Source organism: Polynucleobacter sp. es-EL-1 (assembly GCF_018687975.1).
GTDB lineage: Bacteria > Pseudomonadota > Gammaproteobacteria > Burkholderiales > Burkholderiaceae > Polynucleobacter.
Genome location: NZ_CP061310.1, coordinates 1,044,313 through 1,057,682, shown reverse-complemented (window position 1 = coordinate 1,057,682; position 13,370 = coordinate 1,044,313). Strand labels below are relative to the sequence as shown.

Annotated in this window: 11 protein-coding genes; 7 read left to right on the top strand and 4 right to left on the bottom strand. The window is 46.8% G+C overall.

The window, feature by feature from the left end; translation table 11 throughout:
* The first annotated feature begins 30 nt into the window (after nt 1–30).
* Genes rnr through FD974_RS05335 form a run of 3 tightly spaced genes read left to right on the top strand, consistent with a single transcriptional unit; the run spans nt 31 to nt 3,431 of the window.
* Entirely contained in the window at nt 31–2,424 is a 2,394-nt protein-coding gene (gene rnr / locus FD974_RS05345) for a ribonuclease R (RefSeq protein ID WP_215363064.1), read from the top strand.
* 17 nt (nt 2,425–2,441) lie between these two features.
* Nucleotides 2,442–3,206: a 23S rRNA (guanosine(2251)-2'-O)-methyltransferase RlmB gene (gene rlmB / locus FD974_RS05340; protein ID WP_215363062.1), complete on the top strand. Its 765-nt coding sequence runs from the start codon at nt 2,442–2,444 to the stop codon at nt 3,204–3,206.
* 39 nt (nt 3,207–3,245) lie between these two features.
* Nucleotides 3,246–3,431 carry a DUF2892 domain-containing protein gene (locus FD974_RS05335; protein WP_215363060.1) on the top strand — a complete coding sequence of 62 codons (186 nt, stop codon included), beginning with the start codon at nt 3,246–3,248 and terminating at the stop codon, nt 3,429–3,431.
* Nucleotides 3,432–3,461: 30 nt separating this feature from the next.
* Here FD974_RS05335 and trxC read toward each other — a convergent pair whose 3' ends face one another.
* Together trxC and tal are read right to left on the bottom strand one after the other, a co-directional pair.
* Nucleotides 3,462–3,884, bottom strand: a complete 423-nt coding sequence (gene trxC, locus FD974_RS05330) for a thioredoxin TrxC (RefSeq protein WP_215363057.1) — start codon at nt 3,882–3,884, stop codon at nt 3,462–3,464.
* Between the two features lie 28 nt (nt 3,885–3,912).
* Nucleotides 3,913–4,881, bottom strand: a complete 969-nt coding sequence (gene tal / locus FD974_RS05325; protein WP_215363055.1) for a transaldolase — start codon at nt 4,879–4,881, stop codon at nt 3,913–3,915.
* Between the two features lie 106 nt (nt 4,882–4,987).
* Here tal and rpiA point away from each other — a divergent pair, with 106 nt between their 5' ends.
* Nucleotides 4,988–5,698, top strand: a complete 711-nt coding sequence (gene rpiA, locus FD974_RS05320; protein WP_215363053.1) for a ribose-5-phosphate isomerase RpiA — start codon at nt 4,988–4,990, stop codon at nt 5,696–5,698.
* Between the two features lie 8 nt (nt 5,699–5,706).
* Here rpiA and FD974_RS05315 read toward each other — a convergent pair whose 3' ends face one another.
* Both FD974_RS05315 and argA read right to left on the bottom strand, forming a co-directional pair.
* Nucleotides 5,707–5,988, bottom strand: coding sequence for an oxidative damage protection protein (locus tag FD974_RS05315; RefSeq protein ID WP_215363051.1), 282 nt, complete (start codon nt 5,986–5,988; stop codon nt 5,707–5,709).
* A gap of 42 nt (nt 5,989–6,030) precedes the next feature.
* The gene (gene argA / locus FD974_RS05310) at nt 6,031–7,395 is read right to left on the bottom strand and encodes an amino-acid N-acetyltransferase (RefSeq protein WP_215363049.1); all 1,365 of its coding nucleotides are present in this window, start codon (nt 7,393–7,395) and stop codon (nt 6,031–6,033) included.
* 53 nt (nt 7,396–7,448) lie between these two features.
* On the opposite strand from argA, the gene hrpA reads away from it, so the two are divergent.
* The 3 genes from hrpA to FD974_RS05295 all read left to right on the top strand — a co-directional run bounded on the left by hrpA (nt 7,449) and on the right by FD974_RS05295 (nt 13,355).
* Complete coding sequence (gene hrpA / locus FD974_RS05305; protein WP_215363047.1) at nt 7,449–11,486, top strand: ATP-dependent RNA helicase HrpA; 4,038 nt, start codon at nt 7,449–7,451, stop codon at nt 11,484–11,486.
* 86 nt (nt 11,487–11,572) lie between these two features.
* Nucleotides 11,573–12,574: a cytochrome D1 domain-containing protein gene (locus FD974_RS05300; RefSeq protein ID WP_371817134.1), complete on the top strand. Its 1,002-nt coding sequence runs from the start codon at nt 11,573–11,575 to the stop codon at nt 12,572–12,574.
* Between the two features lie 10 nt (nt 12,575–12,584).
* Complete coding sequence (locus FD974_RS05295) at nt 12,585–13,355, top strand: polysaccharide deacetylase family protein (RefSeq protein ID WP_215363043.1); 771 nt, start codon at nt 12,585–12,587, stop codon at nt 13,353–13,355.
* Nucleotides 13,356–13,370 lie beyond the last annotated feature (15 nt).

The following is a 13,370-nucleotide window of genomic DNA, read 5'->3' as shown; positions in this document are numbered from 1 at the left end:
ATATAAGGCAAGTATTGCCGAAGGAATTAAATGCGTAAAGCAAAAGACTTGGTGCCACGAGAGGCTGACCGACTAGGTACAGTCCAGGGTCACCGAGATGGATTTGGATTTGTGATCCCAGATGATGGCGGTGAAGATATTTTTCTTTCAGAGAGAGAAATGTCACGCGTCATGCATGGTGACAGAGTCAATGTCAGAGTATTAGGAACAGATCGACGTGGAAGACCTGAAGGTCAAATCGTTGACGTCGTTTTACATGCTAATAAAGTTGTTATTGGTCGCCTCTTAAACGAGAACGGTGTTTTGATTGTTGCGCCAGAAGATAAGCGTATTGGTCACGATATTTTGATTCCACCTAAAGGGCAGGGCAACGCTAAATTAGGGCAGGTAGTCAGTGTTGAAATTATTGACTACCCTGATAGTTATCGTCAGGCGGTCGGCAGAGTAGTTGAAGTGCTTGGTGAGATTGATGATCCTGGCATGGAAATTGAAATCGCTGTCCGTAAGTATGGCGTTCCCCATGAGTTCTCAGCAGCTGTTAAAAAAGAAGCGAATGCGCTGCCAGATACCGTTCAGCAGTCTGATCTTGAGGGTCGTGTTGATCTGAGAGATGTACCGCTTGTCACAATTGATGGTGCTGATGCACGCGACTTTGATGATGCAGTCTATTGTGAGCCGGTGATGTATGGCAAGAGCAAAGCTTGGCGCTTGATCGTGGCGATTGCCGATGTATCCCATTACGTCAAGCCAGGTCAACCACTCGACGATGAAGGCTTACTACGCGCTACTTCCGTGTATTTCCCGAGAAGGGTAATACCAATGCTGCCAGAGAAGATATCCAATGGTCTCTGCTCTTTAAATCCAGGGGTTGATCGCCTCTGTATGGTCTGCGACTCTGTGGTGGATGCTAACGGCGTAGTGCTTGCCTATCAGTTCTATCCAGCGGTGATGCATTCTGCACAGCGTTTTACCTACGACACTGTTTGGGAAATTCTGTCTAATAGCAAAGGCCCTGAGGCAACCCGTTTTGCCCAGTTCCGTCCGCTATTAACCAATTTATATTCCTTGTACAAAATTCTGCTTGAAGCTCGTCATAAGCGCGGGGCGATTGAGTTTGAAACTACTGAAACCCAAATTATCAGTAACGAGCTTGGCAAGATTTTACGAATTGAACCACGCTTGCGTAACGATGCCCATCGTTTAATTGAAGAGTGCATGTTGACGGCCAATGTGTGCGCAGCCGATTTTATTGAGCAAAATAAGCACTTGAGTTTGTATCGTGTCCATGGTGAGCCTTCTGAGGAAAAGTTAGTAACCTTGCGTCAAGTACTTCGTACTTCAGGGCTATCTCTTGGCGGCGGTGAAAAACCAAAGCCCAAGGATTTTGCCAAGCTCATGCGTGAAATCAAAGACCGTCCTGATGCCAATATACTGCAATCCGTGGTTCTCAGAGCAATGCAGCAGGCGATGTATCAGCCCGACAATGAAGGCCATTTCGGTTTAGCTTATCCGGCTTATTCGCATTTCACTAGCCCAATTCGTCGCTACCCTGATCTATTAACGCATCGGGTAATTAAGGCAATCTTGGCGAAAAAGCCTTATGCGCCTGTCTTGCCGCCAAAGGTGCCTCTAAATCTAACTTTGCCTCGCAAGGGTAAGGGTCGTGAGAATGCAGTCAATGCTAAAAAATCACACCAAGATGCTAAGGACGCGAGCGCCAAGGGCACCCGTTTAGCTAAAGGTGCCAATGCTGCACTCCCGATTTGGGGTCAACTTGGTGTCCATTGTTCTTCAAATGAGCGCCGTGCCGATGAGGCTTCACGTGATGTGGAAGCTTGGCTCAAATGCTATTACATGCGTGACCATCTGGGTCAGGAGTACGCTGGAACCGTTACTGGCGTAGCTAGCTTTGGTTTATTTGTGCAGCTCGAGAGTTTGTTTGTTGAAGGAATGATTCACGTCACTGAACTGGGCGGAGATTATTTTCAATATGATGAAGCGCGTCAGGAGTTGCGTGGCGAGAGAACAGGTATTCGCTATCGCTTAGGTGATCGGGTTCATGTATTGGTAAGCCGTGTTGATCTGGATGCTCGTAAGATTGAATTTAGCCTAGTTAAATCGGTTGGGCTAGAGCCAGGTGGCACTACTAACCGTCGCCAAATTATTCTAGCCAGTGACACTGGTCGACCGAATAAAAAGGCTGCCCCTAAAAAAGGCCGTACCAGTAGTAAAGAGCCGCAAAAGCATGCTGGAGTGAATGTCAATGCCGCTAAGTCAGCTGGTAATTTAGGCGCCAATCAATCTAAAAGTAAAGCGGGGCGAACTGCAAGTAAGGTTGCTAAATCAGGTAAGCCAAATCGGCCTACTGGAAAACCAGCTGGAACTAAGCCTCCAGTGCGAACCACTAAAGCGCGTCGTAAATAATTCGAGATCAAGTAAAAATGAAGCAAATATTAGTCGGTTTTCATGCAGTACAGGCGCGCTTAAGGGTTGATCCCGACAGCCTGAAGTCAGTCTATTTTGATCCTAGCCGACGTGACCGCCGTATGGGTGATTTTTTAAAGCAGGCAGAAGAGATTCTAGGTGAGCGATTGCATGCTGCTGATGCGGAGCGCCTACATAAATTAACGGGACACGATCGCCATCAAGGTGTAGTTGCTTTGGCTGAGAAGATGACCGTAGCGCGAACTATTACTGAAGTGGTAGAGGATGCACAGGGTAGTCAAGATAAAGTGATGTTCCTAGTGCTTGATGGTGTTACCGATCCCCATAATTTTGGAGCATGTTTGCGGGTAGCAGATGGCGCTGGAGTTGATGCGGTTGTGATTCCTAAAGATCGCTCAGCATCGATTAATGCTACTGTAAGCAAGGTTTCTAGTGGTGCTTCTGAAGTGATGCCGGTTATTACCGTGACGAATTTAGTGCGCAGCATGAAAGAAATGCAAGATGCTGGAGTGTGGTTGATTGGTACTGATGATGAAGCGCAGAAGTCTATTTACGATCTCGATCTCACTGGCCCCATTGGTATTGTGATGGGGGCAGAGGGTGAGGGTATGCGTCGCTTAACGCGAGAAACATGTGATAAGTTAGTGCGCATTCCCATGCAAGGAGTTGTGGAAAGCCTGAATGTTTCTGTTGCTAGTGGCGTATGCTTGTATGAGGCGTTGCGACAGCGCTTACTAAAGACCGAAAAATCATCCACTTAATTTTTTATTTCTTTTGAATTTATTTACTGAGAGCTGATTATGAAATGCAATATTGGACACACTGATCGCGTAGTACGCATGACCGTTGGCGTCACGTTGATGGGCTTAGCAGGTTTTGGCATTACTGGTGCCTGGGCATGGATTGGAATCATTCCTTTAGTCACTGGAATGATTGGCAATTGCCCGGCGTACAGTATTTTAGGTATTAATACCGCTAAAAAGTAAGGGCGGTTGATTTATTGGCGGATAAGCTGGTTAGATGGCCAATTGATTAACAAACTGCTCTAGCTGGGCAGGGGGTAGAGCCCCGCTGACGCGATGCACTTCCTTGCCATGCTTAAAGCCAGCAAGGGTAGGAATTGAGCGAATGTTAAATTGCGCCCCAAGCATCTGTTCTGATTCAGTGTCTACTTTGACAAATAGCACCTGATTGGCATGTGCAATAGCGCTTGCCTGAAAGGTGGGGGCAAACATCTTGCAGGGGCCGCACCATGGTGCCCAAAAATCGACAATGACTGGCAGCGAAGTTTGGGAAATGAGTTCCGAAAAGTTAGCTGTCGTTGCGTTTATTGGCAAAGAGAGCAAGTCCTGCTTGCAAGCTCCACAGGTGGGGCTTTGATTAAGTTTTTCGGCGGGAACGCGGTTTCCCTTGGCGCAATGTGGGCACTGAATAATCATCTGATCTCCTTCATCTATTTCCTAAAAATCATGCACTCAAGAGCGCTTCTAACTTTTCAGTATCAACGCAAAAATTACGAATACCTTCGGCCAACTTTTCAGTAGCCATTGCATCATTGTTTAGTTGTAGTCTAAAACTGGATTCATCCAATTTCAACTGGGTGATATTTTCATCAGCCAAGGCTTTGCTCGCATTGGCGCTGCTTAACTTCTCAGCAACAATCATTGTGCTGTCTTGTAGTTCGCTTAAAAGCTCAGGGCTGATGGTCAATAGATCGCAGCCTGCTAGCTCTAAAATTTGGCTGGTATTGCGAAAGCTAGCACCCATAATTTCAGTATTGATTCCAAAGTGCTTGTAATAGTGAAAAATTCTTTTTACTGAAGTAACGCCAGGGTCATTCGCACCACCATGATTGGCATCATTCCAATTGGCCCCTAGTTTTGCTTTGTACCAGTCCGTGATCCGACCAACAAAGGGTGAGATGAGTTGCGCTTTGACCGAGCCACAGGCGGCAGCCTGCACCAAGGAAAATAGCAATGTCATATTGCAATGAATCCCTTCAGACTCCAAAGCCTTGGCTGCCTGAATACCTTCCCAGGTTCCAGCTAACTTAATGAGGACACGCTGACGATCAACACCGTGAGACTCATATAAGGCGATGAGATGTTTAGCTTTCTGAATCGTGGCGGCAGTATCAAAAGAAAGGCGTGCATCTACTTCGGTAGAAACTCTTCCCGGAACAATCTTGAGGATCTCGAGACCAAAGGCAACCAAGATATAGTCCGCAAGCTCGCTTGGTTTCATTCCTGGATGCGCAGCTTTGATTCTTTGAACGAGCGCTTGATAATTGGCCTGTTGAGCCGCCTTGAGAATCAAGGATGGGTTGGTCGTGGCATCTTGAGGCTGAAATTTCTGCATCCGCTCAAAATCACCGGTATCAGCGACAACGGTGGTTAGTTTTTTTAATTGCTCGAGGGTGGAGTGGCTAGATGTCATCAGATTTCGTAATTTCAGTGAAGATTAATCGCAATGTAGAACTCAATATCATATGATAGACGGGTAAATCATCATATTCCAGCGTAAAAGGGTAGGTTAGTAAGCTATGAATCAAGATCAACTAAAGCAATTGGTGGGTGAGGGAGCCAGAGATGAGGTGCTCAAGTTGCCTGCTGGGCAAATTCTCGGGGTAGGAACTGGCTCAACTGCGAATTGTTTTATTGATGCTTTAGCGCCCCATAAGGACCATTTTGCTGGAGCCGTATCGAGTTCTAATGCCACTACGGAACGCCTGCTTAAACATGGCTTCACAGTTTTAGATCCCAATGATGTGAAAGATTTGCCAGCCTATGTGGATGGTGCTGATGAAATTGATTCTGCCGGAAACATGATTAAGGGTGGCGGAGGTGCTTTGACTCGGGAAAAAATCATTGCTTCGATGGCTCAGCAATTTATCTGTATCTGTGATGCTTCCAAGCAAGTCCCTGTATTGGGCACATTTGCCTTGCCAGTAGAAATCATTCCGCTCTCAAGAGGTGTTGTTACTAGAGAATTGGAAAAGCTGGGCGGTACCGTGAGCTTGCGCCTGTCTAAAGAAACTCGGTCGGATTTAGGTCAAACCCCCAGTCAAGCTTTTGTGACTGACAATGGGGGGTGGATCTTAGATGTAGCTGGTCTCAGAATTAGCGATCCATTAGCGCTTGAAGCGCAAATCAATCAAATCGCTGGGGTGATCACGGTAGGTCTATTTGCCAAAGAGAAGGCGGATATTCTCTTGGTGAGTAATGCGTCAGGCGTCAGTCGCCTGACTTTCTGAACTAGAGATTATTTCGCTTCATCTGCTGGTGGAACGTAGCCTTGCGCAGTATCTGCGCCACCTTCAAAGAAATACTTTTCAACTTGCTTGAGAAGGTATTGACGTGCACGTGGATCTGCCATATTGAGGCGGTTCTCATTGATTAGCATCGTTTGCTGTTTTAACCAGGCAGCCCAAGCTTCTTTGGAGACTTGATTCCAAATCTTTTTACCAAGGTCGCCAGGCAAGGGAGCAAAGTCCATCCCTTCAGCTTCTTTATTGAGTTTGATGCATTGAACCATGCGTGCCATCTGTAATACCTTTCAAAATCTGTAAATTGCAAATAGAAATACTTAGAGGTCTTTAGTAAGAACCATTGACTTGCGATCCCAGTTATAGATTTGCTTTCTTTCTTCGGGCAAATCATCGACTGAGGCGCGCTTAAAGCCGCGCTTGAGAAACCAGTGCTCAGTTCTGGTAGTCAGAACAAATAATTTCTTAATGCCTTCTTGTTTAGCTCTCATTTCAACCCGCTTAAGAAGGCGCTCTCCATCCCCAGAACCTTGAACATCTGGATCGACTGCCAAGCAGGCAAGCTCTCCCACACCATTGGGGAAGGGGAAGAGGGCTGCACAACCAAACAGCACCTTGTCGTGCTCGATGACGGAAAAGCGCTGGATATCACGCTCAATAACGTCTTGACCGCGGGCTGCCAAGATACCTTCTTCTTCTAATGGGCTGGTCAATTGCAAAATGCCACCCACATCATCTTGATTTGCTTCACGTAAATTCTCAATATCGGAGGAGGCTAGCATCATGCCAATACCATCATGGGTAAAGAGCTCTTCAAGCAGTGCACCATCCTGATTGCAGGGTAAGAAGTGAACACGGCTAACGCCGGCCCGAATAGCCCTACCAGCAATGTTGAGCAGGCTCTTCATGCCAATATCCATATCCTTATGCTGAGCAATGTATTCATGTAATTGCGGCATCGATAATTCGGTGATGTAGTCGCCCTCATTATCCTTGAGGCCTTGATAAGGACTTAAGAAAATCAACTTGTCTGCTTTAAGTGCTGCTGCAGTAGAAGCGGCTACATCTTCAAAGGCGAGATTAAATGCTTGACCTGTAGGCGAGAAGCCTAAAGGTGATAACAAAACGATCTTATTACTATCGAGCGATAACTTGATAGAGGTGGAATCTACCTTGCGAACTAAGCCGGTATGGACATAATCGATGCCTTCAACGACACCAACAGGCATAGCAGTAATAAAGTTGCCTGAGATGACAGAGATCCGGGAGCCTGCCATTGGAGTATTTGGTAGACCGCGGCTAAAGGCGGCCTCGATATCAAGACGTAACTCACCAGCAGCTTCTTTGACGCACTCTAATGCGGCAGCATCTGTAATCCGATAGCTGTGCATTGCACTTTTGCCGAACTGGCTTTTAATATTTCTGAGAGTAAGTTGCTCTTCAATCTGAGGGCGAATGCCATGCACCAGCACAATTCGCATACCCATCGCGTGAAGCATGGCAATATCTTCAATGAGGTTCTCAAGGCCGATTTCTTGAACGAGTTCGCCTGCAAAGGCAATGACAAAAGTCTTCTCGCGAAAACTATGAATGTAGGGAGCAACGTCACGCAACCATCCTACAAACGGAAAGTTAGAGCTTGATATTTCAGGGTTTGAGGGCGGGTTTGGTGCGTTTGTCGGCATAGTGAGAAAATTATAGGGTGCAAGAGCCTATAAACCAACAAAAACTCAAATCCATGGCTGCGACTGTGCCTGCTTCCAACACCCCACGATCTCTAGAAATTCGCTTTCCTGAGGAGTTGCCTGTCTCTGGGCAGCGTCAAATCATTAAAGATGCCCTAGCTACTCATCAGGTGGTCATTGTTTGCGGGGAGACTGGCTCCGGAAAGACAACCCAATTACCAAAGATTTGCTTAGACCTTGGTAGAGGCACCATCAACGGCGGCCGACTCATTGGCCATACTCAGCCTCGGCGCATAGCCGCGACCGCTACAGCCAAGCGTATTGCCCAGGAGCTGGGTTCCCCGATTGGTCAGGATGTTGGCTACCAGATTCGTTTTGCAGATAAATCGAGTCAAACAGCTTCAATCAAATTAATGACCGATGGAATCTTGCTTGCCCAGACTCAGCGGGACCCGCTGTTGAAGGAATACGATACCCTCATCATTGATGAAGCCCACGAACGTAGCCTCAATATTGACTTTCTCTTAGGCTATCTAAGGCAGCTTCTTCCCAAGCGCCCTGATCTGAAGCTCATCATCACCTCGGCAACCATTGATGCTAAGCGTTTTTCTGAGCATTTTGCGATTGGCGGCAAGCAGGCCCCTGTAATTGAAGTGAGTGGCAGATTATTTCCCGTGGAGCAGCGCTACGCTCCCTTAGAACCCGATGCCAAGCCGGATGGGAAAAAGGAGTCTAAAGAAGTATTGGAAATTCCAGAAGCCGTTGCACAGGCAATTGCCAATGTCTGGCGCGAAGGAGCGGCAGGCGCTGGAGATGTTCTCGTGTTTCTTCCTGGTGAGCGGGAGATTCGGGATTGTGCTGAAGCTCTGCGCAAGGATCCTATTTTGCAGCAGCGCTTTCACCCCGAGATTTTGAGCCTATTTGCTCGCCAGTCAGTATCAGAACAAGAGCGTGTATTTAATCCGGGCAATGGACGCAGAATTATCCTCACTACCAACGTTGCCGAAACATCCTTAACCGTCCCCAATATTCGTTATGTGGTTGATAGTGGTTTAGCTAGGGTTAAACGCTACTCTTATCGCAATAAAGTCGAGCAATTACAAATAGAGCCAATTTCTCAAGCGGCTGCCAATCAAAGGGCTGGGCGATGCGGTCGTGTTGCAGATGGTATTTGTATTCGACTCTACAGCGAACAAGATTATTTAAGTCGCCCTAAATTTACTGATCCCGAGATCCTTCGCAGCTCACTAGCCGCAGTTTTACTGCGCATGAGTTCTTTGCGTTTACCAAAAATTCAAGATTTTCCCTTCATTGATAAACCCCTTGGTAGAGCCATTGCGGATGGCGTGCAGCTTTTAGATGAGCTAGGGGCAATCGTCTATGAGGATAGTGAAGTTGGTCAGGATAGGGATGAGGGCAAGCACTTTAAGTTAACCGCCATTGGTAAGCAACTAGCTGACCTTCCTCTCGATCCCCGTATCGGCCGGATGTTGCTTGCTGCAAAAGATCAAAACGCCTTACGCGAAGTGACCATTATTGCTTCAGCCTTGGCTACCCAAGATCCACGTGAGCGCCCCATGGAGCAAACTGCTGCAGCCGATCAAGCGCATCTCCAGTTTGCTGATGAGCGTTCAGAATTTCTGAGTTTTGTGAAATTATGGGATTGGTATCAAGATGCTTTAAAGCACAAACATAGCAATCGCCAATTGGAAGCTGTGTGCCGCTCTAAGTTTTTATCCCCAAGACGCTTGCGAGAGTGGCGCGATGTGCATGGTCAACTGCATACGATGTTGGGTGAGAAGGGGTGGAAAGAAAATGCTCTGGCTGCTACTTATGAGCAAGTACATTTATCTCTTCTTACTGGCCTTCTCGGTTATGTCGCGAAAAAAGAAGAAGATGAAAAGTCTCAAGAGCGCGGCAGTAAAACAGGTGGGTACATCGGTGCACGAGGAATTCGTCCATTTATTTGGCCAGGCTCTACTATTGGCAAAAAAGCAGGAGCATGGATCTTAGCTGGTGAGCTTCAGGAAACCAATCGCATGTATGCCAGAACGATTGCAAAGATTGAGCCGCAGTGGGTAGAAAAGGTCGCCGCACACCGTCTGGTGAAATCCTTGAGCGATCCCTTCTGGGATAGCCGCCAGGGTGAAGTCATGGCATTTGAGCGTGGCACTTTATATGGCCTGCCCATCTATCATGGACGACGAGTTCGTTATGAGTCTCACAACCCGGATGAAACCCGTGAGTTATTTATTAAATATGCTCTAGTACAAGAAGAGTTATTTGGACGCATGGATTCTCCAGCCTTAATGCGCGAAACAGAGGCGAGTGCTAAAAAACAATATCCAGGGTTCTTTGAATTTTTCTGGCATAACCGTAGGCTTATAAAGGAAATTGAGGCGCTTGAACACCGTTCACGTCGACCTGATGTGCTGGTAGATGATGAGCTGTTATTTGCTTTTTATGACTCGCGTATTCCAAAAGAGGTGCGCAGTAGAGAGTCGATGAAGGCCTGGCTAAAGCATACCAATCAATCTAGCGCTGACAACAAACCAAGTCCTGATTTGGAATTACGCCTTGCGAAAGCCGACCTGATGCGTCATGAGGCCGCAGGAATAACAGTAGATCGTTACCCCAAAAAAATGATGGTAGGTGGTGGCGAGCTCGCTTTGACATACCACTTTGAGCCCGGAAGTCCTAAAGATGGGGTAACACTCATTATTCCTCTAACGCTCCTTAATCAAGTGGATGGCCGACGTTGCGAATGGCTGGTTCCCGGTATGTGTGAGGAGAAGGTACAACTACTCCTCAAATCCTTGCCGCAGAAATTGCGCCGTCATTGTGTGCCTTTACCTGAGTATGCAAAATCGTTCTTAGAGCGTGCGCTCGAAGAAAAGCGGTTTGGAGTTGGAGACTTCTTGGATAGCCTTATCAGTGATATTCGTAAAGAACTTGGGCTTGAAATCAAGCGTACCGACTTTAGACCAGAATCTTTACCCCTGCATTTATCCATGAACTTTCGTTTAGTGGATGAGCATGGTCGTCAACTCGAGTTGGAGCGTAACCTTGCCAGGTTGCGTTCTGAGTACGGGCAAACTGCGAGAACTGCATTTCAGGCAATTGCCCAACAAGCCGCCCAAGAAGAGTTGGGAGTAGACATTGCACCTCCTAAATCACACCCATCGGCAAATAAGACGACGACTTCTGCAGTAAGAACAGTGGAGCAGGGTGGCTATCGCAGCTGGGACTTTGGTGAATTGCCCGAAACTCTGGAAATCCAAAAAGGAAATCGCACCCTTTTTGGCTATCCCGCTTTAGTGGATCGTACAGAGTTCTGTGACCTCGAAGTATTCGATGATCTTGTGGAGGCCCGCAAGCATCATTGGCAAGGCCTACGCCGTCTATTTGCACTCTCAAATAAAGATACTTTAAAAGCACTGCAAAAGCAGTTACCGGGCCTGCGTGAATTAGGACTGTTATTTATCAATGTCGGCTCGGTAGAGAGTTTGATCGAGCAAATTCTCAATCTTGCGCTTGAGCGCGCCTTCATGAATGATCCACTACCTACGAATGCCGAGCAGTTTGCAGAGCGATTGCAAGCAGGTAAGCCAAGACTGGCCTTAATTGCTCAAGAGCTTGCTAAACATACCCTGGCCTCCTTACAAGCTTATGCTGATTTACAGAAAAAATTGGCTCAAGCAAAGGCCGCATCACCGAATGCGTTTGTAGATATTCAGTCACAAGTGCAGGGTTTGGTATTTCCTAAAATGGTTGCCGATATCCCCTATGAGCAGCTGGTCCACGTCCCTCGGTATCTCAAGGCAATTGCCCTGCGGATTGATAAGCTAAGAGCTAATCCCAGCAGGGATGCTCAGTGCCAGAAAGATTGGGAGTCGGTTGCAAGACCTTGGCAAAAGCTGATTGGGGGAAATCGTGGTTCGGCTGCCTATGCCATCGAGCAAGACCAGGCGCTCATGGATTTTCGCTGGCAATTAGAGGAGTTAAGGGTAGCTTTGTATGCGCAAAAGCTCAAGACTCCTAGCCCCATGTCTTTAAAGCGCCTTGAAAAGATCTTGGCTAGCTTGCGATAAGTCAATGGGACTGCAAATAGAGGGGGTTTTGACCCCGTGGAATGCTTACAATGATGGGTATGCAAACATTTCTCGCTAATCAAATAATGGGCATTATTTCTACCTTTGCAATTTTTTCTTGCCTGGCTCTTCCCAGCCTCGCTTTTGCACAGACTAGTCCCGTATCTGTGTCAAAGGGTGAGCCTAAAATAGCTGTTGTACTCAATTCAGGTGAAGCAACGGTGAGTCTGATTGATATGCCTACTCGTACAGTAATCAAAACTGTTGCAGTCGGTAAAGAGCCGCATCACTTGATGTTGACCCCAGACGAAAAAACTCTATTAATTGCTAATGCTGCTGGCAACGACGTCGATCTCATGAATCCAGTGAGCGGTGAGTTGACCGGAAAAATCCCCAATATTATTGATCCTTATCAAATTGGCTATTCACCAAATCATAAGTGGTTTGTTGCCAATGGCAATCGCCTTGATCGGGTCGATGTTTATCAAGCGCAGGGCGCAGATCTGAAGTTGGCTAAATCTATTAAATTAGGAAAAACACCAAGTCATGTTGCGTTTACTGCTGATAGCAAAATTGCATTCATCACATTACAAGACTCGAATGAATTAGCGGCGATTGATTTAGATACTCAGGCCGTCCTTTGGAAAATGAGGACTGGTAAATTGCCTGCCGGGATTTGGATGACTCCTGGTGAGCAATATATCTTAGTTGGCCTGACCGGTGAAGACAATGTTCAAGTGATTGATTGGAAGAATCAGAAAGAAGTGAAGCGTATTTACACGGGTAAGGGCGCTCATAATTTCCGACCTTTGGGCGATAAAAAGCATGTCTTCTTGAGTAACCGGGTAGCCTCAACTATTAGCCTCATCAATATGCAGACGCTGGAGAAGGTGGGCGATATTACTGGTCTTCCAGCCGGTCCCGATGATATGGAAATTACGCCGGATGGTAAGACGCTCTGGGTGACCTTACGGTTTTCTAAAAAGGTTGGGGTGATTGATATTCCCTCAATGAAATTAATGACTGTTATTCCGGTAGGCAAGTCTCCTCACGGCGTTTTCTTCATGCCGCGTGCTGGTTGGGAATGATCGCCTCTTAATGCGTGTACGCCTTTCTTTTGCCTCTTACCTAACGATCGCATTCCTATCGATTTGGCCTTCGCTTGGACTCGCAGTAGAGGGATCCTGCCAAAAAACAATTTATCTCACTTTTGATACGGGCAATATGTCTGTTGCGCAGACAGTTGCTGATATCTTGAACCGTCAACAGGTCAAAGCAACTTTTTTCTTGGCTAATGAAAAAACTACTCAAGGTAATTTTTCGCTCGATGATGCCTGGAAGGGTTACTGGCAAGAGCGCGTGAAAGAAGGGCATCATTTTGGTAGCCACACCTTTGATCATGTGTATTTCATTAAAGATGGCCCCATTGGAGAGGTCTATGCTAAACCTCAGTTTGGTAGTAAATCTGGATCTACTCTGTTGTATAACGAAGCGAGTTACTGCCGAGAGATTCGCAGAGTGGACGATCGCTTTAAGGAGCTTACGGGGACGCATATCCAAAAAATTTGGCGTGCACCCGGTGGTAAGACTTCGCCGCGCTTATTAAGAATGGGTAGTCAATGTGGATTTGAGCATTTTGGCTGGAATCCAGCTGGCTTTCTGGGTGACGAGTTATCTTCACAAACGCACCCAAATAGCGTGCTGCTAGACCGAGCTACAAAGAATTTAGCTGATGGCGATATTGCTATGGCGCATTTGGGTATTTGGTCCCGAAAAGACCCTTGGGCTCCCGCAGTCTTGGAGCAATTGATCGTGAACCTTAAAAAACGTGGATTTTGCTTTGGAACGCTACCTAAACAGAATAAATAAGCCACAATATTAAGT